This window comes from Moraxella sp. CTOTU47724 (assembly GCF_032014955.1).
GTDB classification, from domain to species: domain Bacteria; phylum Pseudomonadota; class Gammaproteobacteria; order Pseudomonadales; family Moraxellaceae; genus Faucicola; species Faucicola tetraodonis.
The window spans coordinates 43,175-68,928 of record NZ_DALZSV010000003.1; the positions used below are offsets into that span (position 1 = coordinate 43,175).

Genomic DNA, 25,754 nt, shown 5'->3' on the forward strand with positions numbered 1-25,754 from the left:
TTTTGTCAGCTTATAATGCCTAAAATTTTGGATAATTTCAAGTATTATGATATGAATTGTATCGTTTTAAAAATTTTACTGTTAACCAATAAACTTAAAAAAGTGCTCTTTATAGTGGCGCAGTTCACGAATTGAATCACGGATATCATCAAGTGCCAAATGATTGCCTTTTTTCTCAAAGCTTGACAAAATATCGGGGCGCCAGCGATAAGCCAGCTCTTTGACCGTTGACACATCTAAGTTGCGGTAATGAAAAAACCGCTCAAGCGTCGGCATTTGCCGTGCCAAAAACCGTCTGTCTTGGCAAATCGAATTGCCACACATCGGTGAGCGTCCTGATTCGACATATTTACTCAAAAATGCAATGGTTTCGGTTTCTGCTTGAGCCATCGTCACGTTACTACGGCGAATACGGTCAATCAGTCCCGATTGCCCATGTTGGCGCGTGTTCCAATCATCCATGCTGTTGAGCACAATGTCAGGCGTATGGATGGCAAACACAGGACCTTCGGCTAAGATATTGAGTTCACTGTCAGTCACTATCGTCGCTATCTCGATGATAGTATCTTTGAGGGTATCTAGACCTGTCATTTCAAGGTCAATCCAAATCAGATGTTTTTTATCAACCGCCATACTGTTGCCTTTTCATACTCTTTAACAAATAATCCGCCATCTTAGCAGATTTTACAGGTAAAATATCGGTTTTGTTGGCGATTGCTCATGCGTGCTCATGTAGCCATACATGCCCATGTAGCAGTGTCTAAAAGTATTGCAAAATTTTATAAGGTGTTAGTATGGTAAAAAATCCCCTAGTGGCTGATGTAGTGGATAGCGTATGGCGTTAATCCGTAAACGTAAACTCACTGACCAGCAAACCCGCCGCATCCAAAAACAACAAAAATCCCAGCAAGTGCTGGACGATGCCCAGCTGATGGATGGCATTGTTGTCGCAAACTTTGGCAAGCAGCTCGAAGTCCAAGCCATTAGCTTACCGCAAACCCTGCCTGAAAAACCGATTGTCGCCGCTAACGAGCCAGAACCATTTTGGCAACCCATCACCCTGCACAGTGTTTGGCGTTGTCACACCCGTACTAACTTGCCACTGATTGCCACTGGGGATAAAGTCCGTTTTGTCGCTGACCCAAATACAGGACTTGGGCGTATTGAAGCGATTTATGATAGACAAAGCATCATCAACCGCCCTGACCGTTACCACAAGCTCAAACCCATCGCCGCCAATGTCGATATTTTAGCAGTCGTATTTGCGCCGCTGCCGCTGCCGTCTGCCCAGCTGATTGATCGGTATTTGGTGGCTTGCCATCACTCAGACATCACGCCATTACTGATTTTAAATAAAGCCGATTTGTTGGCAGATGGTAGTCATAGCGAGGTGACAGAGCTACTGTCAGCCTATCAACAGCTTGGCTACGCCACCTTGGTGACCCAATCGAGTGGTGACTTAACCCACCTAAAAAACACCGTTGCCGGCAAGAATGTGATTTTTGCTGGTCAATCAGGGGTTGGTAAAAGCAGCTTGGTCAATCAGTTATTGCCTGCCGCGGGACAATCAGTCAATGAAATTTCAACCATTTCACAGTTGGGTCAACATACCACCACTACCAGCCGATTTTTAGCGTTTGACCCGATGGCGCTCAGCAAAGGTGCCATTATTGATACGCCCGGTATTCGCGAATATGGGCTTTGGCATTTGACCCCTGATGATATTTTACAAGGCTTTATCGAGCTTGCGCCGCTTGCCCCCTACTGCCGTTTTCGCGATTGCAAACATACCGAGTCCACGCCCAATTGTGCGATGTGGCAGGCAGTAGCAGACGGACAGGTGCTAGCAAGGCGGGTGGAGAATTTGGTACTCCTGCAACAAGAAGCGGCCTCGCAGGATTTTTAAGCTTGCGATTTTAGACTAAATATTAGACTAAATAAAAGTTTCTTAAAATTGACAACTACCGTTATAATACAGTCAATTTTTTATGGGCAATCAAACGATAATTTTGAAGCAATGCCCCTGTGGAGGATATCTTGGAACGTTGGTTTGAGTTTATGGGTCATCACCCATTTTTATTTGGCACCATGTTTGTGCTAATTGTGCTATTTTTTATGCTTGAGAACAAACGCGGCGGCAAAAAAATCAATCCAAATGCAGTGGGCTTGATGGTTAACAACCAAAACGCTCAGCTGATTGATATCCGCCCACGAAAAGATTTTGAAAAAGGCTATATCAAAGGCAGCCGCAATATCCCGTTTACTGAGCTAAAAGATCACGTTGACGCACTTCGTAGTGCTGACCATCCTATTATCATCGTTTGCCAAATGGGTATGACTGCAGGTACCGCAGTGGCAATGATTGGTAACGACAACGTTTATCGTCTCGATGGTGGTATTACCAATTGGCAAGCCGCAGGTTTACCTTTAGTGGTAGAAAAAACCGTGTCCGGCAAAACCAAATAAGACTGGTTGGCTGTTCACAATTTGAAATTTGAATCGCCAAGCCCCATAACCATCAATAACGCTTTATTATCTCATCGGTATCTGATAATAAGCTTTTAACCCATTTTAAAAAATCTAGAAATAAGGAGATTGTTATGGCTATGGTGAAAATTTATACCACACCGACTTGCCCCTACTGTATGCAAGCTAAAATGCTATTAAAAAACAAAGGTCAAGCATTTGAAGAAGTTAACATGTATGATGTGACCACAGAAGAACGTCAGGCATTGGCGCAAAAAACCAATAATTATCGCACAGTACCGCAAATTTTTATTGGTGATAATTTCATTGGTGGTTATGACCAACTCGCTGGTCTTGAGCGTCAAGGCAAACTTGATGGTTTATTAGCGGATTAATCGTTCGCAGATTAAAAAAATTTACTAGAACTTTACTAGATAAATAACCCCCATTATAAATACAGTTGATAGTTTTTAGACTAGTTTTTAGAAAAATTTAAAGCTGTCATATTGTTATAATTCCCGTAAAAACAGTTAATTGAGGACACTATCATGGCAGACGAACAAAACTTACCACAACTGGCGCTAGAACGTATCTATGTTAAAGATATGTCATTAGAAGTACCGGGTGCAGAGGTATTTACCCGTGAATGGCAACCAGAGCTTGATATCAACCTATCAAGTGCCGCTGAAAAATTGGACGATGACCACTACCAAGTAATATTAACCGTTAATGTGACTGCCAATAACGGTGGGGAAACCGCGTTTATCGCAGAAGTACACCAAGCGGGCATCTTTATGTTGCAAAATATCCCTGAAGAACAATTGGGCGCAATTTTAGGTGCGTATTGTCCAAACGTATTGTTCCCTTATGCCCGTGAAGTGGTCAGTGACATTGTGACCCGTGGTAGTTTCCCACAATTGTTACTTGCGCCAGTCAATTTTGACCAAGCCTATCAACAAACGCTTGAGCAAGGTAACTAATTTTTTTAAAGTTAACTATTTTAAAGCTAACTAATTTTTAAGTGTCAAAAATTAAGAGCAGGCTAAGCCCTGCTCTTTTTTTATGTAAATTTAAGGTAAATCGTTAGGACTTGGTGCGCCATTTGGTGATGCTTTGGCTAAAGGCATGGGTGCTTTGCTGATAATCCTGCAGCGCTTGATAAAGTTGTGTCGCTCGTTTAAGGTGTGTGATAATCATGGGGTTTTCCAATCCCAACCAATTGGGCTCATATGGATTAAAGCATGAATGATTAAAACGACAAACCGATTAATCAAATAGCCATAGGTAGCAAATGATGTTGAATCAAGCAGCGATGAGCGAAGTATCCAATCCGTGCCGCGTGGCGTGTGTCACAGGTGGCGCCAAACGAATTGGTCGGGCGCTTGTGCTGGCACTGCACCAAGCCAATTATAATATCATTATCCATTACCATACCAGTGAATCAGAAGCCATGGAACTTGTTGATCACTGTAATGCCATTCGCCCAGAGTCAGCAAAAAGCGTGCAAGGGGATTTAGAGGATTTTGAAATGCTGCCACAATTGACTTGGCGCATAATCAACAGTTTTGGTCGATTGGATTGTTTGGTTCATAATGCCTCACGGTTTTACCCGACGCCCTTTGGTCAAATCTCTCAGCAAGACTGGCAAAATTTATTTTTGACCAATGCGCAAACTCCGTTATTTATCAGCCAGTATTTATACCCTTATCTAAAAAAATCGCAAGGCTGTATTATCAGCATTTTGGATATTCACGCCAATGGCAAGCCATTTGGGGGTTATACGGTCTATAACATGGCAAAAGCCGCGCACCAAATGATGGTGCAGTCGCTAGCAATCGAACTAGCGCCCGATATCCGCGTCAATGGCATTGCACCGGGTATTAACATTTTACCCATGGAAGGCACTGAGCAAGCGCTCACCGCTGAGACGATTGACAAAATCTGCCGCGCCGTACCATTAAAAAGAATTGGCACACCGCAAGATATCGCGCAAGTGGCGGTATTTTTGGCAGCTGCCCCGTATATCACAGGGCAGATTATTGCCGTGGATGGCGGGCGTGGTTTGACCTTAGCTGGTAATGAAAGCAGGTAATGACAGCAAATAACCACAGCCGGCAGCCAGAGCAGGTAAAGTACCCAATTAACCGCAACGCAGTAAACTTTTGAAGTTTTAAATAACGTTTAATGATGTTTTTTCAGTAATTCCATTAATTCTGCTCGAATGTCATCCTCATTGCTGGCGCCATTTTGATTAGCACTGTCATTGTTTTGGTCAAAGTTTTGTGACGTGGGTAGCTCGGTCAAAGCTTCTTGGGGTTGTCTTTCACCTAGGGTCACATTGACGCTGCTTTGCGCTTTATTACGCATCACTTGTAGATTGACCACACTGTTGGGTGCTTTACGTGCGACCAATTGAATCAGTGTATTGGCATCATTGACAGGTTTATTATCCATTGCGGTGATGATATCCCCTTTTTGCAAGCCCGCTTTGGCAGCAGGACCATCACGCATCACGTTCATCACTTCAACGCCCTGCGTGTCATCACTGAGTTTGGTTGGGTCTTTCATCGAACTTTGTAATTCAATCCCAAGCCAGCCGCGGTGCACTTTACCATTTTTAATAATGCCATTCATCACAAGCTTAACAATCTCGGTAGGAATCGCAAATCCAATCCCCATCGAGCCGCCCGAGCGTGAAAAAATCGCGGTGTTGATACCAACCAGCTGACCATAAGCATCGACCAGCGCACCCCCTGAGTTACCGGGATTGATAGCGGCATCGGTTTGGATAAAATCTTCCACCGTGTTGATACCCAGTCCCGTGCGCCCCGTTGCCGAGATAATACCTTGGGTGACGGTTTGACCGACCCCAAACGGGTTGCCAATTGCCAACACCACATCGCCCACCTGGGTCGACTGTTCACGAAATCCTAAGGGTTTCAGCCCTGTCAAATCAACCTTAATCACCGCCAAATCACTTTCCACATCGTTGCCGATGACTTTTGCGGTTGCTTTGCGACCATCATTGAGCATCACGATAATGTTATCGGCTTTGGAAATCACATGCGAGTTGGTGACGATATAGCCATCTTGCGAAATAATGACACCCGAGCCTAAATTGGTATTATCGCTTTCGCCATTAGGGATACCGTGATATTCAAAATAGCGGCGCATCATCGGGTCATTCATATAGGGATGCTCCTCGATTTTTTGCGTGGTATAGATATTGACGACTGACTGCGCAGCGACAGCGACAGCATTGTGATAAGATGCCACCGCAGCATTTGGATTGTCACCGAGTTTTTTGGTATCGACAGGCTCAGATTTCGGCGGCTGCCACCCGGGCTGACTGGCTACCACCGCTTGATTTTTTTGCCAAGGCAACTGTGGCTTGGTCATCATCCACAAGCCCGCCAACAGCACTAGTAGTAACAAAATCCAGGGTAGTATTAGAGTAAATTTGTTAGGTTTACGATACGTAGGCGGCAAAACAGGTGGGGTTTCCAAAGGCTTGTCTGAACGGGGGTCTGTCATAGTCAACGTTTCTCAACGATAGGTCAGAAAATAGACGGGTTTGAGCGAAAAATACGGTTTAGTCTAACACTGATTATTTGGTGAGTTGAGCCGATTTTTTATTAGTTTTGTTTCAAAAGATATCTTTGATATTACTGGCTTCAATAAGGGTAAGGGTTGGCTTTGTTGAGGACTGGATTATCATAAAAAAACCGCAGTCATTACTGTGACTGCGGTTTTGAAAGCTATCGCTATATTAATGCTATATTGGCATTTTTTAAACGTCTTTGCGGCGCATATGCGGAAACAAAATCACATCACGAATACTCGGTGCATTGGTAAATAACATCACCAAACGGTCAATACCGATGCCCTCGCCTGCAGTCGGTGGCAAGCCATAGGACAAGGCTTCGATAAACTCTGCATCATAATGCATCGCTTCATCATCGCCTGCGTCTTTCTCAGCCACTTGTTGTTTAAAGCGCTCAGCTTGGTCGATTGGGTCATTGAGTTCGCTAAAGCCGTTGGCAATTTCACGCCCGCCGATAAATAGTTCAAAACGGTCAGTAATCTCGCTATTGTCATCGTTACGGCGTGCTAGTGGTGAAGTTTCGGCAGGATATTCTGTAATAAAGGTTGGTTGACGCAGTTTGGTTTCTGCAGTTTCTTCAAAGATGATGGTTTGCAGTTTGCCAATCCCAAAGATGTCTTTAACGTCTTGTCTGAGTACGTTTTTGGCATAATCCGCTAGATAATCACGGTCTGCGATTTTGCTCATGTCGAAATTATCCGCGTATTTTTCAATCGCTTTGGTCATTGGCAAGCGTTCAAATGGGGCTTTGAAACTAATTGCTTCACCTTGATAATCAATCTCCGTGGTACCTAAAATATCGTTTGCCAGTTTTTCAAACATATTTTCGGTTAGTTTCATCAAATCTTCGTAATCGGCATAGGCTTGATAAAACTCAATCATGGTAAATTCTGGGTTGTGACGCGCCGATACCCCTTCGTTACGAAAATTACGGTTAATTTCAAACACACGCTCAAAACCACCCACGACTAGACGTTTTAAATACAGCTCTGGCGCAATGCGTAAAAAAAGCGGCATATCAAGCGCATTATGATGGGTGACAAATGGACGAGCCACAGCACCGCCTGGGATGACGTGCATCATCGGGGTTTCAACTTCCATGTAACGCTCGTTAAGCATATACTCACGAATCCCTGCAATGACTTTACTACGGATAATAAAGGCGTTACGGCTGTCTTCATTGGTCATCAGGTCAAGATGACGGCTACGATAGCGAGCCTCCGTATCGCTTAACCCATGGAATTTGTCTGGTAGTGGGCGTAATGATTTGGTCAATAATTGTACTTCGGTAGCATGCACAGATAATTCACCGGTGTTGGTTCGAAATACATACCCTGTCACACCAATAATGTCTCCGATATCCCATGTTTTAAAGTCATTATAAATCTCTTCGCCCAAGTCGTTTTTGCTGACATAGGCTTGGATACGACCTGTCATGTCGGCAATGGTCACAAAGCTGGCTTTACCCATCACCCGTTTGAGCATGATACGACCGGCGACTGTCACCATGACTTTATCGCTGTTTGCCAATGTTTCTTTGTCTTTATCGGCAAATTGCTGCTGCAAGTCTTGGGCGTATTCTTTGCGTTTGAATTGGTTTGGGTAAGGGTTTTTACCTGCTTGTTTGATTAAATCAAGTTTGCTGTGACGTTGTTTGATAAGTTCGTTGACGTCTTGGCTGTCTTCCACATGCGCTTCGGTTGCTGCATTTTCAGTTTGGTTTTGCTGTGACATGATGTTTTCCCACAATTTTAGTTACACTATCAAAAGTTAAAATTTTTATGCCAAATGGTAAAAATACCGAACTTGCCGCGTTTTTCTTCACCACCCTTTTCACTACCAAGTTGAGTCAAACGCAATTCGCCTGCAATTTCTTGTAAATAACCATTTTCAATCATTTTGGCAGAGAGTTCTGAGGTTTTCATACCCAACTGACTCGCTAATTTAGCAATCGTTATTTTGCCATACTCTTTATTTTCTGATGTCGTTGACATTTCATTTACCTTGTCAACTGACATTCTCACTTCTTCACTAATACGAATAATACGCTGTGCTTCTTCATATGCATCGCTATATAGCTGATTATCTGCATCACGAGCGATTAAAATGCCCATTTCATTGTTATTGATTTGGCTAAATTCATATAAATTTAAACTTGTGATAATGCATTCATTCTCGTTCATGTAGCATTTGGCATGCAAATTTTTGCAAAAACTGGTTCGAATGAACGTCAAATTTTTGAGCCAATTAATTTCTTCAGGTTGCAAGTCGCTCTTACCATATACGATACGAATATCAATTTTTAAACGATTTTTATCTTCAAGTAACTCTTTAATTCGTTCATTTAATTTAAGATAAGGGCTAATTAAAATTAAACGGTCAGATGACTTTTTGATGAGTTCTTCCAAATGGTAAGTAGTACCACTGGTATTTAAAAATTTTGCCATCTTATTCTTCCCCACTCACCGATGCCATCAAGTCAGCTTGGTGCTCACGCAGTAGGCTGTCGAGAAGCTCATCTAAGTCACCCTGCATAATGGCATCGAGTTTGTACAAGGTTAAATTAATACGGTGGTCGGTCATCCGCCCTTGGGGAAAATTATAAGTGCGAATGCGCTCCGAGCGATCACCACTACCGACCAAATTGCGACGCATATCGCTTGACGCATCGATTTGTTTTTGTACTTTTTCTTGCTGAATTTTGGATACCAGCATTTTCATGGCTTTATCGCGGTTGGCGTGTTGGCTACGCTCTTGCTGACATTCAACCACCGTGCCTGTTGGAATATGGGTGATACGCACCGCAGAGTCGGTTTTATTGATATGCTGACCACCTGCCCCACTGGCACGATAAGTATCGATACGCAAGTCGGCAGGGTTGATATCTACGGTATCATCAATTTCAATCTCTGGCATCACCGCGACCGTGCAAGCCGAAGTATGCACCCGTCCTTGGCTTTCAGTCTCTGGCACCCGTTGCACCCGGTGTGCGCCCGACTCAAATTTTAAGCGGCCATACACACCCGTGCCCGATACACGGCTGATGATTTCTTTATAGCCGCCATGCTCACCTTCATTCTCGGACAATACTTCCACTGTCCAACCTTGGGTTGCCGCATAACGCTCATACATCCGGAACAAATCCCCGCTAAAAATTGCCGCTTCATCGCCGCCCGTCCCTGCTCGAATCTCCAAGAAGGCAGGCACTTTATCATTCGGGTCTTTAGGCAGCATCATCACATTGAGCACGTCTTCAAGCTCATTGATGGTGTCTTTGGCGGCTTGGATTTCTTCTTGCGCCATTTCTTTCATGTCGCCATCGCCCGTTGAATCTGACAGCATTTCTTCAGCGGTTGCCAAATCTTCTTCCGCTTGGCGGTATTTGCCCCAGACATCGACCAATGCGGATAAATCACTGTGCTCAACCGATAATTCACGGAATTTTTTGTTGTCATTCATGGTTTCTGGCTCAGACAGCATGGCGGTGACTTCTTCGAAACGGTCAGACATTTGGTCAAGGCGAAAACGTAAAGATTCTTTCATAATGATAGCTTAAAAATAATGGCTTAAAAGTTTTGGCTTAATTTAGGGCTTAAAAATAAAAATGGCAAAATAATCGGATATTTTGCCACATTTTGGGGGGATTTGCATGGGTTTCGTGAGAGGCAATAAAAAGCTTAGACTTTTTTGACCAACACACCCCCAATTGAGTAACCTGCGCCAAACGAGCAAATCACACCCAAATCACCCGACTGCATATTTTCTTGGTGTTTATGAAACACAATCATGGGACTGGCTGAGCTGGTATTGGCATATTCTGCTAGCACCATAGGCGCAATCGATTTATCCGCTTCTTTGCCCAACACGGTGCGTAAAATCAAATCAATCATGTTGGCATTGGCTTGGTGCAGCCACATTTTTTTGAGCTGTTGTGGCTCAACGTGGTTTTTATGGAGCAGTTCAAGGATTAAATTGGACACGGCAGGGCACACTTCACGAAATACCTTGCGACCTTCTTGCAAGAACAATTTGTCGGTCACAGGCGCGTCGATATCAGGATACATCGGCGTGCCAGCGGCTAAGAATTCACTGCGATCCAAAAAGCCGTATTCATTTTTAATATTGGTTGAAAACTGGGTAAACAGCTGACTATCTAAAATTTCATAGCCTTTGGGTGTGGCTGTTTTTTCGTCAATCTCTTCGATAATCGTCGCCGTTGCCACATCGCCAAAGATAAAGTGGCTGTCACGGTTGCGCCAGTTGAGGTGCGCTGAGGTGATTTCGATATTGACCATAGCGACACGTTTGGCGGTGCCAGATTTGATCAGACCGACCGCTTGGGCGATACCAAAGGTTGCTGCGCTACAGGCGACGTTCATATCAAAGCCAAAACCGCCTTGCATACCAATGTATTGCTGAATTTCGATGGCGATGGCAGGATACACGCGCTGAAAGTTTGAACAAGCAACAATAATGCCGTCTAAGTCTTTACCTTGTAGACCTGCATTGTCCAGTGCTTGTTTGAGTGCATCTAGACCCATTTCTGCCATGATGGACATCTCTTCGCCAAGCTTGCGATAAGGAATCACAGGCGCCATGATATCTGGGTTTAAAATTCCGTCTTTTTCCATCACATAGCGAGATTTGATACCTGAGGCTTTTTCGATAAATTCAGCCGTCGAATGCACAAGTGCCGTCTTCTCTCCACGGGCGATGGCATCGGCATTTTTGGCATTATAGTTATCAACATATTGGTTGAAAGTAGCGACCAACTCTTCGTTACTGATGCTGTAAGGCGGGGTGTATAATCCTGTGGCAGTGATACAAATACTCATATTAGGATTCCTTTTCTAAACGTAAAACGGCAAGGTAATCATCTAGCTGTTGTTATCAATAATAATGCCGCGATGCATGCCATCGGGGATGGTATTGAACAAACAGATGATTAAAAATAGGGGTGTGGCTTATTATGCCTTGAAAATAGCGATAATGCGATAACTATGTTACAAATTATTTCATAGCTTTAAAAATACAGAAAACAAAGGCGAGGGTTTTTTGCGAGCATATACCACCCATATTACTATTCCCCTGCTACTGTCTAAGTCAATCGGTGCTGCGATAAAGCACTACTTGGTTAAACTGCTTGGCTTCATCCATATCAGGCAAAGTGGTTGTATTATCCAACGTCGTTACCTTGTGGTAGCGCGGGTGAGCAAAATTTTTGACGCGGCTATCAGCCACCCAAACATCATGCGCGTATTGTAAGAACACATCTAATAATGGCAAATTGGCTTTGTCATACAGCACATCCGCGACCAATAGCACATCGACCTTATCCATGCCAAATTGCTGTTTTAACTCAAATAAATTATCTAGCAGCTCAGCCGTTACCCCATTTAATTGCGCATTAGCTCGGCAACTAGTCAGGCTCACGCTATCAATATCACAGCAAATGACCCGTTTTGCACCCGCCATTTTTGCGGCAATACCGACAATCCCCGACCCTGCGCCAAAATCCATCACCACTTTATTGCGCACCATCTGTGGCTGCTGCAAAATATACTGCGCCAATACTTGCCCGGACGCCCATGCAAACACCCAATATGGACAATTCTTCCACAGATTTTCTATCACCGCTAGCGTCAAATCTTCATGACAAAAATCTGGATCAATGAGCCATAAATAAAAAGGTTGATTCGGCTTAGATAGTAACGGCACATATGTCTTGGCAAGATTAGCGCTAGGCAACACTTGCTGCAATGCGGTAATCAGTCGATGAAAAACGATTGACGCGTCAGAAGCATTTGATGGCGTTGAAGTTTTATAGGGGGACGTTTTATAAGCGGAAGTTTCAGCATCAGTCACGTAAAGATTTCCAGTCATGAGTCATAGTGAAAAAATGAATACAAAAAAAATGCACAAAAAAAGGAAGCTTTAAACACTTCCTTTTTTAATTCAAACCCATTATTTTGCTGCTGCTTTTTCTGCCGCTTCTACCGTTTGACGGATGAGTGTATTAATGGTCATTGGACCTACGCCACCGGGCACTGGGGTATAGCTTGAGGCAATAGCTTCGATACCTGTCAGCTCAATATCACCCACGCCACCGCTCGTACCATCCGCATGGGTACGCGGATGAAACCCTGCATCGACCACCACGGCGCCCGATTTAATCCAATCTTTTTTGATAAGTTCTGGTTTGCCGACAGCACCCACCACGATATCCGCTTGTTTGACCAATTCTGCCAAATTCTGGGTACGTGAGTGGCAAATGGTCACGGTACAGTTGGCGTTTAATAGCATCATCGCCATCGGTTTACCCAAAATCGCGCTACGACCCACGACCACCGCATGCTTACCAGCAAGCTCAACGCCGTTTTTTTCTAATAAATACATAATGCCTTGCGGGGTGCAAGAACCATACGCAGGCTCACCCATCGCCATATTGCCAAACCCTAAACAAGTCACGCCATCCACATCTTTTGCCAGTGCAATAGCATCAAAACAGGCACGCTCATCAATTTGGCTGGGCACAGGGTGTTGTAGCAAAATCCCATGCACGTCAGGATTGTTGTTAAGCTCGGCAATTTTTGCCAATAGCTGCTCGGTGGTGGTCGCTTGTGGCATGGCAACTTTTAAGGAATCCATACCCACACGTTGACAGGCATTGCCTTTCATTTTGACATAAGTTGCCGAGGCAGGGTCATCACCCACCAAAATCGTTGCCAAAATCGGCGTGCGTCCAGAGTCTTGTTTTAACTTGGCAACCCGCTCGGCAAGTTCAGCTTCCATTTGTTTGGCATACGCTTTGCCATCTAACACTGTCGCAGTCATGGTGGTTCCTCAATCAATAACGAATCGGTCAACAAAAAGTCGTTTAGCAAAAAATTTGCGTTATTTTAACCGATTTTGCGGCGTGATAACATCCATTGAAAATGTTTAACCGCTAAATTAGCGCTCAAATACCCTTCACCATCCTTCATTACATCGCTCAAATGGCTAAAAAAGTCCTTGCACTTTTAAAAATTTTTGCTATCATAGCAAACCTAAATGAAATGGCTGGGTAGCACAGTGGCCATGCATCGGATTGCAAATCCGCGGACGCCGGTTCGATTCCGGCCTCAGCCTCCATTTTCATTTTACGGTACTATTGTTTTATTATTATGGGTGTTTTGTTATTATGAGTCAGCAATAAACGCGAAAAAATATCGTAAAAAACTGCTTGCAAAGTTAACAAAACTGATTATAATAGCACCCACTTCTGACACAGACACCACACGACGCCAAGCGTCAGTGCTGTGACTACCCTGCCCGGGTGGTGAAATTGGTAGACACAAGGGATTTAAAATCCCTCGCTCTTACGAGCGTGCCGGTTCAAGTCCGGCCCCGGGCACCATTGATTAAGCCTAAACTTTTACGTTTAGGCTTTTTTGTTGCCGGCTATTTTTTAACTTTTACTTTTTGTCTTTCAAATAATGGTTAGCTGCCTAAGTTAATGGCACCACTCTCATCACTTCTTCAAACGTCGTCACCCCTTCGGCAATCTTTTTTGCCCCTGCCAGTCTTAACGGTTGCAACCCATCTTGATAGGCTTTTTGCGCGATTTGCGACAAGTCAGCGCCTTCGCTAATCAATTTTTTAAGCGCATTACTGAGCACCATGATTTCATACAATCCCACTCGCCCAAGATAGCCAGTGTTACGGCAGTGTTCACAGCCAACGGCATGATTGATGGTATCTGGGGCGGCGGCTTTCCAAGGACTGACTAACGCCTGCCAAGTCTGCTGCTCAATGTCATTCATGGGCTTATTGGATTTACAATGTGGGCAAAGGGTACGCACCAAACGCTGTGCCATGATGCCCAAAATGGTCGCTGAGGTTAAAAACGGCGCCACGCCCAAATCATGCAGCCTCGTCAACGAACTGGGGGCATCATTGGTATGTAAAGTCGATAACACCAAGTGCCCAGTTAGCGAGGCTTGTACCGCCATTTCTGCGGTTTCGGTATCGCGAATCTCGCCAATCATGATGATATCGGGGTCTTGACGCATCAATGAGCGAATACCGTCAGCAAAGGTCAAATCAATGTTATTTTGAATTTGCATTTGGTTAAATGACGGCTCCACCATCTCAATGGGGTCTTCGATGGTACAGACATTGACTTCTTCTGTCGCCAGTTTTTTGAGGGTACTGTACAGCGTCGTGGTTTTACCCGAGCCTGTCGGACCTGTGACCAAAATAATACCATTGGCTTTACGGGTCATGTCATCCCATTTTTGCAAATCCCGCCCTGTGAGCCCCAACTGTTCAAAAGAGCGCACCAGTACCTCGGGGTCAAATACCCGCATCACCAATTTTTCGCCAAACGCAGTGGGGAGTGTCGATAACCGCAGCTCGGTTTCTTGACCTTTGGGGGTACGGGTTTTGAGCCGTCCGTCTTGCGGTTTACGTTTTTCAGCGACATTGAGTCTTGCTAAAATTTTTATCCGAGCCACTACCGCGGTCATAATTCCAGTCGGCATTTGATAAACGGTATGCAAAATACCATCGATACGAAAACGCACGTTGCTTTTATCTCGGCGCGGCTCTAAGTGAATATCACTGGCACGCTGGTCAAAGGCGTACTGTAATAACCAATCGACAATTTTGACGATGTGTTGGTCATTGGCATCGGGATTTTCAATATTGGCGGCATTGCCCAGTTGTAATAATGCTTCGACATTGGTGATATCGGCATCCGCGCGTTTTTGCTGATGGTTTGCCCCGGCAATGGCTTTGGTGACTTGATAAAATTCTTGGCGATAGCGGTTGATTTGCTCGGGACTGATTAATACGGTTTTGATTTTTTTGGGCGACACGATATGCGCAATATTGAGCTGCCAATCTTGATAAAATGGCTGGTCAGTACCGATTTCCACCGTATCTTGGGTGACGGCGACTGGCAAAATGTGCTGCGAGCGCGCATATTCAAATGACATAATTGATGTCACTGAGGGCACATCGGTTTTCAGCGGGTCAATACGTACATAATCAACGCCTGCTTTTTGTGCCAACCAGCGATTGAGCTGGTCCAGACTGAGCGCCATGTGCGTGGTTTTATCGACTAGATGAAAGCCTGCAATCACTTGCAGGGGATGCAAGGTTTTGCGGTTATGGGTCATCACCAAATTATAATCACGTTGGTCAATGACGCCATCTTTTAGCAGTTCATTAAGACACCAACGGGTATCAATTATCATTGAAAAAGCATGGGATAGCATAGGGTTTCCAAAACGATTGCGCCAATAGAATAGCAATTAGGGTCAATTAGGGACAATCGGGTTAAAGGATTAAAATTATCATAAAAATAAGTGAAATAAATCACCACGCTACCCATCGGTATGGCTTGGCAACTTATATTGCCAACATGGTATCAACAATATGAGCAAGAATATAAGGGCGACTACTGGTATAGCCCTTTGCCATCAAATCGGTGCAACCGCAAAAAATACAACCCAGATAAAATCGTCATGATACCCAAAATGATAAAACTGTATGAAAACGCGGTTTGTGTCTGTGCCAGCGAGGCGCGAGCGGGCGTCAGTAAATGTAACAGCATCGCCCCAAAGCCAATCCCAAAACTAATCGCCAACTGTTGGTTGACGGACAATAAACTATTGCCACTGCTGGTTTGACTTGGGCGAAGCCGTGCGATACTGATGGTGTTCATCGTGCTAAATTGTAGCGAATTACACGCCCCCATAAAAGTCAAAAATGGCACACTTAGCCAAATCGGCGTGGTTTGATTGAGTTGTGATAGCAGCATGATATTAACCCCAATCAACAAGGTATTGCCCGCCAATGTTCTACGATAGCCAAATCGCTTCACAATACGCGTGACCAGCGGCTTGGTCAACAGCGCGCCCACCGCAATCGGTGCCAACATCCAACCCGCTTGTGACGGCGAATAACCCTGCACCACTTGCAGCAGTAGCGGCAGTAGAAAAGGAATCGCACTCATCCCCAAACGGGTCAGCAAATTGCCAACAATGCCCACCCGAAAGGTACGCACTTGAAACAAATCCAAGCCAAATAGCGGTTGTTGCCCATTACGCGATTCTGAGTATTTGGCATGATAATAATAGCCAATGAGCAGCATAATCGCCAATAAAGCAACCATCACGGGAAAAACCGCTGAAGCCAGATTATCGGCATGAATGTTATTGGCAAACTCGAGCGCAAAGGTAAAGCTTGCCATCGCGCCACCAAATAGCAAGAACCCAAGCAAATCCATGCTGGGATTGCGCTGTAGATAGTTGGGCATCAGTTTCCACCCTGCCCACATCCCCAATGCCCCCATGGGAATATTAATCAAAAAAATCCAATGCCAGCTTGCAAGCTCCACCAAATATCCCCCGACCAAAGGCCCAATCACGGGCGCAATCATCGCAGGCATCACCGCATAATTCATCACCGACAGCATACGTTCTCGCGGATAGCTTTTAATCAGCGTTAACTTGCCCACAGGCATGAGCATCGCACCGCCCAATCCTTGCACCACGCGAGAAAAAATTAGGCTATTGAGTGTTGGTGACATCGCACACATCATCGAGCCTGCGGTAAACACGCCAATCGCCACCATAAAGGTGGTCTTGGTGCCATACTTATCGGCAATAAAACCACTAATCGGGGTAAAAATTGCCAAAGTGAGCGCATAGCTAATCACTGTCCACTGCATTGATAACGCAGGCTGACTCAAATCATGCGCCATCGCAGGCAAAGCGGTATTGAGCACCGTTGAGTCTAAAATTTGCATAAACAAAGCGATTGCCACCACGATTGGCAAATATTTGGTTTGCGCGGGGGTCAAGGCAGCTATAGCAAATAGGTCATGCTGTGGCTTTTTGTCTTCAGTAATGATGGAATTTGGCATGGTTAACTTTTAACAATTGCTAAAGGGCTGTAGTGAAGTGCATGTAATCAAGTCGCTGTATAAGTGCTTGTAATAAAATCACTAGGGTTAAATGAGTAGGGTAAATTGGCTATAACCAAGCAAACTTATATAACAACGTGGTTCACGATAATGGTTAACTTTCTAATGTTTTGACAGCAAACCCGCTAGTTTTTACCGCTGTGCGCAATTAGAGCAGTCACATAGTGATTTTGTGGTTGGATGAAGATATTGTCTGTCATATCATATGCTTGTGTTTCGCCATTTTTCAATACCAGTATCGTTTGGCACAATGCCTTAACCACCTGCAAATCATGGCTGATAAAAATATAGCTTAAGCCAAATTTTGCTTGAATATCTCGTAATAACTTGACCATTGCGACTTGGGTGCTGCTATCAAGCGCCGATGTGGGCTCATCGAGTAACAAAATTTTGGGTTTCATCACCAACGCCCGCGCAAGTGCCACCCGCTGACGCTGACCGCCTGAAAGCTCATGCGGATAACGGCTGACAAAATCTCGTGGCAACCGCACCGTGTCTAAGGCTGCTAATACCGCTTTTTCACGCTCCGTTTTTGCCATACCTTGGATGGTTAGCCCTTCTTCAATTATCTCAAACACACTAAATCGTGGGTTGATACTGGCATATGGATCTTGAAATACCATTTGCATATCCGAGCGATACGGCAAAAAGGCTTTATTCGACAACGCTAAAACGTCCGTCATGTGAGCATTGGCTGACAGCAAAATCTGACCTTGCACCTTGATAGCATTAGCCAATAATTTGATGAGTGCCAAAGCCGTGGTGGTTTTGCCAGACCCCGACTCGCCCACTATACCCAAGGATTGCCCTTGAGTAAGGGTCAAATTTAACCCTTTGACCGCCTCAAACCATTGGGTGGTTTGACCCAATATATTGTTTTTTTGGGGGAAAGCAATGGTTAACGCTTTAACTTCCAAAACACTGGGTGAATTGTCAATGATGGGCAAACTTTGTCCAAAATCTTGATAAATCAATGAGCGAGTATAACTCTGCTGCGGATGGTCAAAAATCGCTTGGGTTGCCCCCTGCTCCATGACTTTGCCTTGTTGCATGACGATGAGATTGTCGCTGTAGCGTTTGACAAGGTTTAAATCATGGCTAATCAAAATCATCGCCATGCCCCGCTCGTTTTTTAGCCCATGCAGTAACCGCAAAATCTCATGGCGAAGCGTGACATCTAGGGCGGTGGTTGGCTCGTCTGCGATAATAATGTCAGGGTCTTGCGCCAGTGCCATCGCTATCATGATACGCTGTCGTTGCCCACCCGAGAGCTCGTGCGGATAGCGGGCAAGTTTGCTTTCAGGGTCAGCAATATTGACTTGGGAAAGCAGCTCTAGGGTACGCTGTCGCCAGTGTTTTTTTGCCACGCCAGCCATAGCAAGCGATTCGGCGATTTGTTTGCTCACCGTGTGCAAGGGGTTTAAGGCAGTCATCGGCTCTTGAAAAATCATGCCGATACGTTTGCCACGGATTTGGCGAAAGACGTTTTGGTTATCTTTGCTTAGGCTATTTTTTTCAATCGGTAAAATGATTGGTTTGGGGTTTTGCGTATCGCTAACATCAGTTAAAGTGGCTTGTCCTGTGATACTTAGGCTATTTGGTAGCAGTCCGAGTAAAGCAAGGCTTGAGATGGATTTACCAGAGCCACTTTCACCCACAATGGCAAGGGTTTTGCCTGTGTGCAGGGTGTAGGATAGGTTATCGACCAGCGTTTGGGTGGCGGATTTAATGGTTAGATTTTTGACTTTGAGTAACTCGTTCATTTATCATTTCCTTGAATGATCGAACTTTTATCCGTATGCACGAGCGTCCCCGCCACAAAACCTGAACTCATATTTTTATCCTTTTAACTATTTATTAAAATGTGTATAATATCAAAGAATCATACACAAAGGCGAAATGATATGCGAACTAACATCATAATAGATGACAATCTAATGCAACAGACCCTACAAGCCACAGGCATTAAAACTAAAAAAGAAGCCGTCGAACAAGGGCTAAAGCTACTCTTGCAAAAAAGCCAACAACAAAAAATCCGTGACTTACGGGGCAAACTGCATTGGGAAGGCGACTTATCCGAAATACGTAAAACAGGTGTCGAAGCGTGAACTTGCCTATCATCGCTGATACTAGCGTTTGGATAGACTATTTTAACGGTCATTCAACACCTCACACCGATTTTTTGGACACGCAGCTTGAGGCAAGTAATGTGGCGATTTTTGACGTGATTTTGATGGAAATTTTGCAAGGTTTTCGCCTTGATACAGACTACAATCAAGCCAAAAATGCCCTTGATAGTTTATTATGTTACGATATTTTAAACCAACAAAATGCGATTAAATACGCTGATTATTACCGCCAATTACGCAAACAAGGCATTACCATTCGTAAAGCCAATGATGTGATGATTGCTAGTTTTTGCGTTGAACATCAATTACCCCTGTTATTTTGCGATAGGGATTTTATTCCGTTTACTCAGCATTTTGGGTTGATTTCTGCATTGAATTTTAGTTAATTCAAGACTGCCGTGGGTCAAACGCATCTCGCAGCGCTTCCCCAATAAAAATCAGCAGCGACAACACAATCGTTAAACTAAAAAACCCAGCCAAAGCGAGCCACGGTGAATCCAAATTATCTTTTCCCTGCGAAATTAGCTCCCCCAAAGACGGCGACCCTGCAGGCAAGCCATAGCCCAAATAATCGAGCGTGGTGAGTGCCGTGATATTCGCGGTCAAAATAAACGGCAACTGTGACAGACTCGACGACATGGCATTAGGCAAAATATGGCGAAACATAATCTTGCCATCACTCACGCCCATCGCCTTGGCAGCCCGCACATAATCAAAATTTCTCGCTCGCAAAAACTCAGCACGCACCAGACCAACGAGCCCCATCCAGCCAAAGAGCAGCATTAAGCCAAACAACACAAACACACTGGGGCTAAACAGACTGACCAAAATAATAATCATAAACAGCTGTGGTAAACCGCCCCACACTTCCATCAACCGCTGACCCACCAAATCTGTCCAGCCGCCAAAATACCCTTGCACCGCCCCCACCGCAATGCCAATAATTGACCCTGCCACCGTCAACGCCAACCCAAATAATAGCGATACACGCAAACCATACAATACCCTTGCCAGCACATCTCGACCTTGGTCATCGGTACCGAACCAGTTTTGGGCATTGGGTGGGGCAGGAAACGGCACCGAGCGCATGACACTTGGCGTTTGGTCGGCAAACGGTATCATAGGCTCAATCATATAGCCATGTTGGTTGATTAGGTCTTTGACTACAGGGTCTTGGTAGTTGGTTTCGGTTTCGAACACACCGCCAAAGGTGGTTTCGGGGTAAGACTTGACGATGGGAAAATACCAGTGATTTTGATAATTAACCAGTATCGGCTTGTCATTGGCGATAAGGTTTGCCCCCATGCAGGCAAGGAAAATCAGGCTAAACATGATGAGCGAAAAAAATCCCAACCGGTTAAACCGAAAGCGGTGAATGCGGGCTTGCCAAACAGGATGTCTTATCAGCATTAGCGACCCTCAAAATCAATACGGGGATCAATCAGATGATAAGTCACATCACTTATCAACTGCAAAATCAGCCCCATCAAGGTAAAAATAAACAACGTGCCAAAAATCACCGGATAATCGCGCTGCCCAATCGCTTCAAACCCCAGTCGTCCCAAACCATCCAAGTTAAAAATTACTTCAATCAAAAAATTGCCGGTAAAAAATATTCCCACAATCGCCGACGGCAAGCCTGCAATAATAATCATCATCGCATTGCGAAATACATGACCGTATAGCACTTTTTTTTCGCTTAACCCTTTACTGCGAGCCGTCAGCACGTATTGTTTGTTCAACTCTTCCATAAAACTAAACTTGGTCAAATATGCGAGTCCCGCAAACCCGCCTATCGTGCTTGCCGTGATGGGCAATGCCAAATGCCAAAAATAATCTTTGATTTTGCCAAACGTGGACAGCTTATCAAAATTCTCACTCACCAAGCCTTGTAGCGGAAAAATCTGCCAATAACTTCCCCCTGCCAACATCACCAGTAACACCACCGCAAGCACAAACACAGGCACGGCATAACTCACCGCAAGCAGCAACGCGGTGGTTTTATCCATCAGTGAATTATGGCGTCTGGCTTTGGCAATCCCAAGCGGCACAGCGATTAGATAAATCAGTAGCGTACTCCAAAGCCCTAGCGAAATCGACACGGGCATTTTATCCAAAATCAGCTCGCCCACCGGTTTGCCTTTAAAAAATGAGGTACCAAAATCGCCCTTGGCATAGCTTGTCAGCATGAGCCAAAACCGCTCGAGCGCGGGTTTATCAAAGCCATATTGTTTTTTGATAGCCTCGACCATGTCTGGCGATAAACCCCGACTGCCTTGATAAGTGGTCGTTGACAGCTGGGTTTGGGTGGCGCCCTGTTTTTGTTCTGCTTCAATTTGGGATATTTTTTGCTCGACAGGACCGCCCGGCGCCGACTGGACAATGGCAAAATTGGTGAGCAGAATCAAAAACAAGGTGGGGATGATTAACAACAGCCGTTTAAGAATATATTTGCCCATGGTTATCCCTCATTATTAGCCTTAATGGTTACCTTTAATTGTTGCCCTTAAAAGTTATTTTTTAGTTGGCGTAAGGCTTTAAATATCTCAAACGGACTGTCATCCTCAATTCCTGTTTGCGTTTGTACGGTTTTTATCATCTCATCACTGGGTGCAAGCACCGCACGCATAAACGGATTGATGGCTTTTTCATCGGCAAGCGTGGTCGGTAAGGTTGGCGTATTTTGCTGGCGTAACTCACTGTCATGCGCTATTGCCTGTGCAATGGCTGGGTTATTGGGCTCGATAAACTGGGCAAAGTTAAGATTTGACAAGGTATACTCATGGGCAGGATAAAATAGCGTTTCATCGTCATGTAACTGCGCAAAACGGTCAAAGCTTTCAAACAACGTCTCAATCGTGCCGGTGAAAACCCGGCCACAACCTGCGCGAAATAGCGTATCTCCACAAAAAATATGCAGACGGTTATCAAGCGTCACTAAGTACGCTAAGTGATTTTCGGTATGCCCTGCCACCTGCCACACCTGCACAGGACTGCCCCAAGCGGTTAATTCGCGCCCTTCAGCGACGGGGATTAACTGTGTGGCATTGATTAACGAGTGAATATTGACATGCGCAAAAATCTGTGCGTTTGGAAACACATTTGCCAATGCTGTTACGCCGCCGATGTGGTCGCTGTGATGATGTGTAACCCACATTTGGGTGATGGTTAGATTTTCACGGTTGACAAACTCTAAAACAGGCTCAGCATCGCCAGCATCAACAATAATCACTTCGTGTGTTCCATCATTGATAATCGCCCAAATATAGTTGTCAGTGAAGGCTGGGATTGGGTGGATTTTTAGCATTGTTTTATTCCTTATTATTTTCCTAAATACTGCATGACTTGTGCTTGTTTGTCTTTGTTCACCCACCAATAATCGATACCGATGGCATTGCTTGGCAGCGGCCCATGCTCATAAAATTTCCAATACGCCACATTGTCAGTATGCTTGCCATAAGTCGGCACGACATAATAGCCCGCCCGTAGCAGACGGTCTAATACTTTGCTGTATAGCACAATATCATCACGATTTTTGGAGACTATGAGTTTGGCAATCACCGCATCAATGGCTTTGTTTTTGATACCCGCCGAGTTTTGGTTGCCTTTTTCGTCTGCGGCTTGTGAGCCCCACATATAGGTTTGCTCGGCGCCAGGGGACAAACTTTGGGCAAACATATCGATAATCATGTCATAGTCGTATCTGCGAGTGCGCTCTAGGTACTGGGGGACATCGGCTTGGCGAAAGCTGGCATCAAACCCGAGTCGTCGCAGGTTACGTAAAAAAGGCAACACAATGCGCGCATTCTTGTCATCGGCGGATAAAAATTCCAGTTTGGCGGGCTGACCATTGGGCTGATATAGCTTCATATTTTGGTATTTGAAACCTGCTTGTAGCAGCAATTGACGCGCTTTTAATAAATTGTCTCGATTAAATCCATCGCCAGTTGATTTGGGGGCTTGCCAATCGCTTAAAACAGCCTGTGTTTGAATGGGCTCAAGGTCAGGTAATAGCGGATTGATAACCGCCAGCTCTTGGGGCGTTGGCATGCCGGTTGCGGCAAGCGCTGACCCATGAAAAAAGCTTTGCAAGCGTTCATACTGCCCATAAAACATGGTTTTATTGAGCCATTCAAAATCATACGCCAGTGTCATCGCTTGGCGCACCCGAATATCTTGAAAAATCGGTCGGCGCAAATTCATCACAATCGCTTGCATCGGTACGGGGTTGTTATTGGCGATTTGCGCTTTGGTGATCATGCCTGCTTTGACGGCAGGAAAGTTATAACCCGTCGACCATGTCCGCGCTTTGTTTTCGGCACGGAAAAAATATTCGCCGGATTTAAAGCCTTCAAATGCCACTTCGGGGTTTTGATAATACACATACTTAATTTGGTCAAAATTATAACGACCGACATTCACCACCACGCCTGCGTCAGGTTTGGCACCCCAATAATTGGGGTCGCGCACATAAGTAATGGCGCGTCCTGCATCGATTGTGCCGACTTTATACGCGCCACTGCCCATCAGTGGCGTCAGTCCGACTTTATCAAAATAGCCATCAATCGATTTTTTTGACCAAATCGGCATTTGCGCGACGGTCAGTTTGATTTCTTGGTTGTCTTTAGATTTAAAAATAAATTTGACGGTTTGTCGATCTATCACTTGCGTTTCTTTGACATCCGATAAGTAGCTACGCATACTCATCACGCCTTTTGTGAGCAGTGCATCCATACTGGCTTTGACATCTTGCGCCGTCACAGGCGTGCCATCCCAAAAATAGGCTTTGGGGTTGATGTGATAAATAACCCAGCTTGGGTCATCTGGGTCATAAGTGACTTTATCCGCCAGTAGTGGGTACTGCACAAACGCTTCAGAGAGCGAACCTGTCATCAAACTTTCAAACAAATAATCGGTGCCGGTCACAGGCGTACCGACATCAATCCATTTATTAATGCTGTCAAAGGTGCCGATGGCAGATAGGCTCAACACACCGCCTTTGGGGGCGTTGGGATTGGCATACGGTAAATGAGAAACATTGGCAAATTGCGCGGTGCTGTTGTGAGCGATAGATGTGCCAGTGATGATAGCAGTATTGGCAGCGGACGCGACCACTAATAAGCCCAGCACCCAGTATTTTTTGCCGAATGTTTGGCGAGTGATTGCCCTCATCCAGTGGGCTGGTTTTATCATCCTGTCTTTTTTCACTTGCATCCCCATGACCCCTTCAACTATTTTTCAAAAACCCTTGGTATGGCTAGCTGTTATCCCTCATATGCCCCACACCCGCCAACTATAAAAAAGACTTAACAAGCATTTTAGCTGTTAAGTCTTAATGTAGCATGATTGTTAAATCTTTTTATACGCTAGTTTGTTCAAACTGCTGCATAAATTTGATTAACTTTTCAATGGTCGCCAAATCAATCGCGTTATAAATACTGGCGCGCATGCCGCCCACTGACCGGTGTCCTTTAAGATTTAAAAATCCTGCTTCGTCGGCTTTAGCTAAGAAGGTTTTATCAAGTTGACTATCTGCCAAGGTGAAGGGTACATTCATGATTGAGCGGTTGTCTTTGTTGACAGGGTTTTGATAAAAATCGCTTTGGTCGATAAATTCATACAGCTTTTGCGCTTTTAACAAATTTTGTTGATAGATTGCCTCGACACCCCCTTGCTCAAGCAACCATTCAAACACCAAACCTGCCAGATACCAAGAAAAAGTTGCGGGGGTATTGACCATCGAATCATTGTCGGCTTGGTTTTTATAGTCCAAGATACTTGGGCAAACCAAGTTGGCATGACCGATCAAATCATCACGGACAATCACAAGTGTCAAACCTGCAGGACCGATATTTTTTTGCGCACCTGCATAAATCAGTCCAAATTTTGATACATCTATTGGGCTAGATAGGATGCAAGATGACATATCCGCCACGATGGGTACATTGACCGCTGGCACATCAAACATCGCCAAGCCATTAATGGTCTCGTTGGGGCAATAATGGAAATAATCGGCGTTGTCATTAAGTTGCCAGCTATCACGTGAAGGCACAGTGGTATAGTTGCTGTCTTTGGCAGAAGCAACGACATTGATTTTGCCTAGCCCCGCTTGCTCATAGCGTTTGGCTTCGCTGATGGCTTTTTTCGACCAAATGCCGGTGTCTAAATAATCAGCCTCCCCTTTGAGTAAATTCAATGGAATGGCTGAAAACTGCAAGCTTGCGCCACCTTGCAAAAATAGCACTTTATAATTGTCAGGAATGTTCATCAGCTTGCGCAAATCCTGCTCGGCTTTTGAGGCAATGCCCACAAATTCACTGCTACGGTGGCTCATCTCCATCACCGACATGCCTGAGCTATGCCAATTTAACAATTCGGCTTGCGCTTTTTGCAGCACCGCAGTCGGCATAGACGCTGGGCCTGCACAAAAGTTAGCAACACGTTGATCAAAGCTGACACTCATAGCACGTTCCTTTTTATCGTGTGAAATGTTATCGTGTGAAATGAAATAAAAAAATACTTTACCACAATATGGCTAGTCGATGAATCATAAAGATAAGTCATCAATCGGCAGCTCATTGGG

23 protein-coding genes and 2 tRNA genes are annotated in these 25,754 nt (G+C 44.8%); 9 read left to right on the forward strand and 16 right to left on the reverse strand.

Annotated elements, in window-relative coordinates; translation table 11 throughout:
* Positions 1-81: 81 nt before the first annotated feature.
* On the reverse strand, positions 82-633 hold the full coding sequence (orn, locus tag RTR63_RS01360; protein ID WP_312522280.1) for an oligoribonuclease: 552 nt from the start codon (positions 631-633) through the stop codon (positions 82-84).
* A 202-nt stretch (positions 634-835) separates the two neighbouring features.
* On the opposite strand from orn, the gene rsgA reads away from it, so the two are divergent.
* The 5 genes from rsgA to RTR63_RS01385 all read left to right on the forward strand — a co-directional run bounded on the left by rsgA (position 836) and on the right by RTR63_RS01385 (position 4,558).
* Positions 836-1,906, forward strand: coding sequence for a ribosome small subunit-dependent GTPase A (rsgA, locus tag RTR63_RS01365; protein ID WP_312522282.1), 1,071 nt, complete (start codon positions 836-838; stop codon positions 1,904-1,906).
* A gap of 131 nt (positions 1,907-2,037) precedes the next feature.
* On the forward strand, positions 2,038-2,466 hold the full coding sequence (locus tag RTR63_RS01370; protein WP_007114958.1) for a rhodanese-like domain-containing protein: 429 nt from the start codon (positions 2,038-2,040) through the stop codon (positions 2,464-2,466).
* A 134-nt stretch (positions 2,467-2,600) separates the two neighbouring features.
* Positions 2,601-2,861, forward strand: coding sequence for a glutaredoxin 3 (grxC, locus tag RTR63_RS01375; RefSeq protein ID WP_036589920.1), 261 nt, complete (start codon positions 2,601-2,603; stop codon positions 2,859-2,861).
* Between the two features lie 153 nt (positions 2,862-3,014).
* The gene (secB, locus tag RTR63_RS01380; protein ID WP_050325070.1) at positions 3,015-3,446 is read left to right on the forward strand and encodes a protein-export chaperone SecB; all 432 of its coding nucleotides are present in this window, start codon (positions 3,015-3,017) and stop codon (positions 3,444-3,446) included.
* A 311-nt stretch (positions 3,447-3,757) separates the two neighbouring features.
* Positions 3,758-4,558, forward strand: a complete 801-nt coding sequence (locus RTR63_RS01385; RefSeq protein WP_312522284.1) for a pteridine reductase — start codon at positions 3,758-3,760, stop codon at positions 4,556-4,558.
* Positions 4,559-4,647: 89 nt separating this feature from the next.
* Here RTR63_RS01385 and RTR63_RS01390 read toward each other — a convergent pair whose 3' ends face one another.
* From RTR63_RS01390 to folD, 7 genes are all read right to left on the reverse strand, one after another.
* Positions 4,648-6,000, reverse strand: coding sequence for a S1C family serine protease (locus RTR63_RS01390; protein ID WP_312522286.1), 1,353 nt, complete (start codon positions 5,998-6,000; stop codon positions 4,648-4,650).
* A gap of 256 nt (positions 6,001-6,256) precedes the next feature.
* A complete protein-coding gene (gene lysS / locus RTR63_RS01395; RefSeq protein ID WP_312522288.1) occupies positions 6,257-7,804 on the reverse strand; it encodes a lysine--tRNA ligase in 1,548 nt (515 codons plus the stop codon).
* Between the two features lie 29 nt (positions 7,805-7,833).
* A complete protein-coding gene (locus RTR63_RS01400) occupies positions 7,834-8,517 on the reverse strand; it encodes a phospholipase D family protein (RefSeq protein WP_065252940.1) in 684 nt (227 codons plus the stop codon).
* Position 8,518: 1 nt separating this feature from the next.
* Complete coding sequence (gene prfA, locus RTR63_RS01405) at positions 8,519-9,613, reverse strand: peptide chain release factor 1 (protein WP_203172078.1); 1,095 nt, start codon at positions 9,611-9,613, stop codon at positions 8,519-8,521.
* A gap of 134 nt (positions 9,614-9,747) precedes the next feature.
* The gene (locus tag RTR63_RS01410; RefSeq protein ID WP_312522292.1) at positions 9,748-10,905 is read right to left on the reverse strand and encodes a beta-ketoacyl-ACP synthase III; all 1,158 of its coding nucleotides are present in this window, start codon (positions 10,903-10,905) and stop codon (positions 9,748-9,750) included.
* 268 nt (positions 10,906-11,173) lie between these two features.
* A complete protein-coding gene (locus RTR63_RS01415) occupies positions 11,174-11,857 on the reverse strand; it encodes a class I SAM-dependent methyltransferase (protein WP_312522324.1) in 684 nt (227 codons plus the stop codon).
* 177 nt (positions 11,858-12,034) lie between these two features.
* The gene (gene folD, locus RTR63_RS01420) at positions 12,035-12,904 is read right to left on the reverse strand and encodes a bifunctional methylenetetrahydrofolate dehydrogenase/methenyltetrahydrofolate cyclohydrolase FolD (RefSeq protein ID WP_036589930.1); all 870 of its coding nucleotides are present in this window, start codon (positions 12,902-12,904) and stop codon (positions 12,035-12,037) included.
* 223 nt (positions 12,905-13,127) lie between these two features.
* Between folD and RTR63_RS01425 the strand changes: the two genes are divergently transcribed.
* Positions 13,128-13,201: transfer RNA gene (locus RTR63_RS01425), tRNA-Cys, on the forward strand.
* 178 nt (positions 13,202-13,379) lie between these two features.
* A tRNA-Leu gene (locus RTR63_RS01430) sits at positions 13,380-13,466 on the forward strand.
* Positions 13,467-13,557: 91 nt separating this feature from the next.
* Here RTR63_RS01430 and tfpB read toward each other — a convergent pair.
* From tfpB to RTR63_RS01445, 3 genes are all read right to left on the reverse strand, one after another.
* Positions 13,558-15,330 carry a type IV pilus assembly ATPase TfpB gene (gene tfpB / locus RTR63_RS01435; protein ID WP_095356068.1) on the reverse strand — a complete coding sequence of 591 codons (1,773 nt, stop codon included), beginning with the start codon at positions 15,328-15,330 and terminating at the stop codon, positions 13,558-13,560.
* 182 nt (positions 15,331-15,512) lie between these two features.
* Positions 15,513-16,982 (reverse strand): DHA2 family efflux MFS transporter permease subunit, encoded by a 1,470-nt coding sequence (locus RTR63_RS01440; protein WP_312522293.1) that lies wholly within the window; start codon positions 16,980-16,982, stop codon positions 15,513-15,515.
* A 185-nt stretch (positions 16,983-17,167) separates the two neighbouring features.
* Positions 17,168-18,805, reverse strand: a complete 1,638-nt coding sequence (locus tag RTR63_RS01445) for an ATP-binding cassette domain-containing protein (protein WP_312522294.1) — start codon at positions 18,803-18,805, stop codon at positions 17,168-17,170.
* Between the two features lie 141 nt (positions 18,806-18,946).
* On the opposite strand from RTR63_RS01445, the gene RTR63_RS01450 reads away from it, so the two are divergent.
* Both RTR63_RS01450 and vapC read left to right on the forward strand, forming a co-directional pair.
* Complete coding sequence (locus tag RTR63_RS01450) at positions 18,947-19,150, forward strand: type II toxin-antitoxin system VapB family antitoxin (RefSeq protein WP_060994389.1); 204 nt, start codon at positions 18,947-18,949, stop codon at positions 19,148-19,150.
* Positions 19,147-19,557, forward strand: coding sequence for a type II toxin-antitoxin system VapC family toxin (vapC, locus tag RTR63_RS01455; protein ID WP_173846724.1), 411 nt, complete (start codon positions 19,147-19,149; stop codon positions 19,555-19,557). Before RTR63_RS01450 ends, vapC begins: the two co-directional genes overlap by 4 nt.
* Position 19,558: 1 nt before the next feature.
* Here vapC and RTR63_RS01460 read toward each other — a convergent pair whose 3' ends face one another.
* From RTR63_RS01460 to serC, 5 genes are all read right to left on the reverse strand, one after another.
* Entirely contained in the window at positions 19,559-20,581 is a 1,023-nt protein-coding gene (locus RTR63_RS01460) for an ABC transporter permease (RefSeq protein ID WP_312522295.1), read from the reverse strand.
* Entirely contained in the window at positions 20,581-21,630 is a 1,050-nt protein-coding gene (gene yejB, locus RTR63_RS01465) for a microcin C ABC transporter permease YejB (protein ID WP_096489127.1), read from the reverse strand. Before yejB ends, RTR63_RS01460 begins: the two co-directional genes overlap by 1 nt.
* A gap of 47 nt (positions 21,631-21,677) precedes the next feature.
* Positions 21,678-22,478 (reverse strand): hydroxyacylglutathione hydrolase, encoded by an 801-nt coding sequence (gloB, locus tag RTR63_RS01470; protein ID WP_096489128.1) that lies wholly within the window; start codon positions 22,476-22,478, stop codon positions 21,678-21,680.
* Positions 22,479-22,492: 14 nt separating this feature from the next.
* On the reverse strand, positions 22,493-24,364 hold the full coding sequence (locus RTR63_RS01475; RefSeq protein WP_312522297.1) for an extracellular solute-binding protein: 1,872 nt from the start codon (positions 24,362-24,364) through the stop codon (positions 22,493-22,495).
* Positions 24,365-24,530: 166 nt separating this feature from the next.
* Positions 24,531-25,634 carry a 3-phosphoserine/phosphohydroxythreonine transaminase gene (gene serC, locus RTR63_RS01480; RefSeq protein WP_050325058.1) on the reverse strand — a complete coding sequence of 368 codons (1,104 nt, stop codon included), beginning with the start codon at positions 25,632-25,634 and terminating at the stop codon, positions 24,531-24,533.
* Positions 25,635-25,754: the final 120 nt, after the last annotated feature.

Excerpts from the sequence above, each read along its gene's own strand:
- RTR63_RS01440 (WP_312522293.1), bottom strand. The coding sequence starts at position 16,982 with ATGCCAAATTCCATCATTACTGAAGACAAAAAGCCACAGCATGACCTA.
- RTR63_RS01475 (WP_312522297.1), bottom strand. The coding sequence starts at position 24,364 with ATGATAAAACCAGCCCACTGGATGAGGGCAATCACTCGCCAAACATTC.
- folD (WP_036589930.1), bottom strand. The coding sequence starts at position 12,904 with ATGACTGCGACAGTGTTAGATGGCAAAGCGTATGCCAAACAAATGGAA.
- RTR63_RS01400 (WP_065252940.1), bottom strand. The coding sequence starts at position 8,517 with ATGGCAAAATTTTTAAATACCAGTGGTACTACTTACCATTTGGAAGAA.
- grxC (WP_036589920.1), top strand. The coding sequence starts at position 2,601 with ATGGCTATGGTGAAAATTTATACCACACCGACTTGCCCCTACTGTATG.
- yejB (WP_096489127.1), bottom strand. The coding sequence starts at position 21,630 with ATGGGCAAATATATTCTTAAACGGCTGTTGTTAATCATCCCCACCTTG.
- prfA (WP_203172078.1), bottom strand. The coding sequence starts at position 9,613 with ATGAAAGAATCTTTACGTTTTCGCCTTGACCAAATGTCTGACCGTTTC.
- rsgA (WP_312522282.1), top strand. The coding sequence starts at position 836 with ATGGCGTTAATCCGTAAACGTAAACTCACTGACCAGCAAACCCGCCGC.
- secB (WP_050325070.1), top strand. The coding sequence starts at position 3,015 with ATGGCAGACGAACAAAACTTACCACAACTGGCGCTAGAACGTATCTAT.
- serC (WP_050325058.1), bottom strand. The coding sequence starts at position 25,634 with ATGAGTGTCAGCTTTGATCAACGTGTTGCTAACTTTTGTGCAGGCCCA.
- RTR63_RS01410 (WP_312522292.1), bottom strand. The coding sequence starts at position 10,905 with ATGAGTATTTGTATCACTGCCACAGGATTATACACCCCGCCTTACAGC.
- RTR63_RS01450 (WP_060994389.1), top strand. The coding sequence starts at position 18,947 with ATGCGAACTAACATCATAATAGATGACAATCTAATGCAACAGACCCTA.
- RTR63_RS01460 (WP_312522295.1), bottom strand. The coding sequence starts at position 20,581 with ATGCTGATAAGACATCCTGTTTGGCAAGCCCGCATTCACCGCTTTCGG.
- RTR63_RS01385 (WP_312522284.1), top strand. The coding sequence starts at position 3,758 with ATGATGTTGAATCAAGCAGCGATGAGCGAAGTATCCAATCCGTGCCGC.
- lysS (WP_312522288.1), bottom strand. The coding sequence starts at position 7,804 with ATGTCACAGCAAAACCAAACTGAAAATGCAGCAACCGAAGCGCATGTG.
- RTR63_RS01445 (WP_312522294.1), bottom strand. The coding sequence starts at position 18,805 with ATGAACGAGTTACTCAAAGTCAAAAATCTAACCATTAAATCCGCCACC.
- tfpB (WP_095356068.1), bottom strand. The coding sequence starts at position 15,330 with ATGCTATCCCATGCTTTTTCAATGATAATTGATACCCGTTGGTGTCTT.
- RTR63_RS01390 (WP_312522286.1), bottom strand. The coding sequence starts at position 6,000 with ATGACAGACCCCCGTTCAGACAAGCCTTTGGAAACCCCACCTGTTTTG.
- gloB (WP_096489128.1), bottom strand. The coding sequence starts at position 22,478 with ATGCTAAAAATCCACCCAATCCCAGCCTTCACTGACAACTATATTTGG.
- orn (WP_312522280.1), bottom strand. The coding sequence starts at position 633 with ATGGCGGTTGATAAAAAACATCTGATTTGGATTGACCTTGAAATGACA.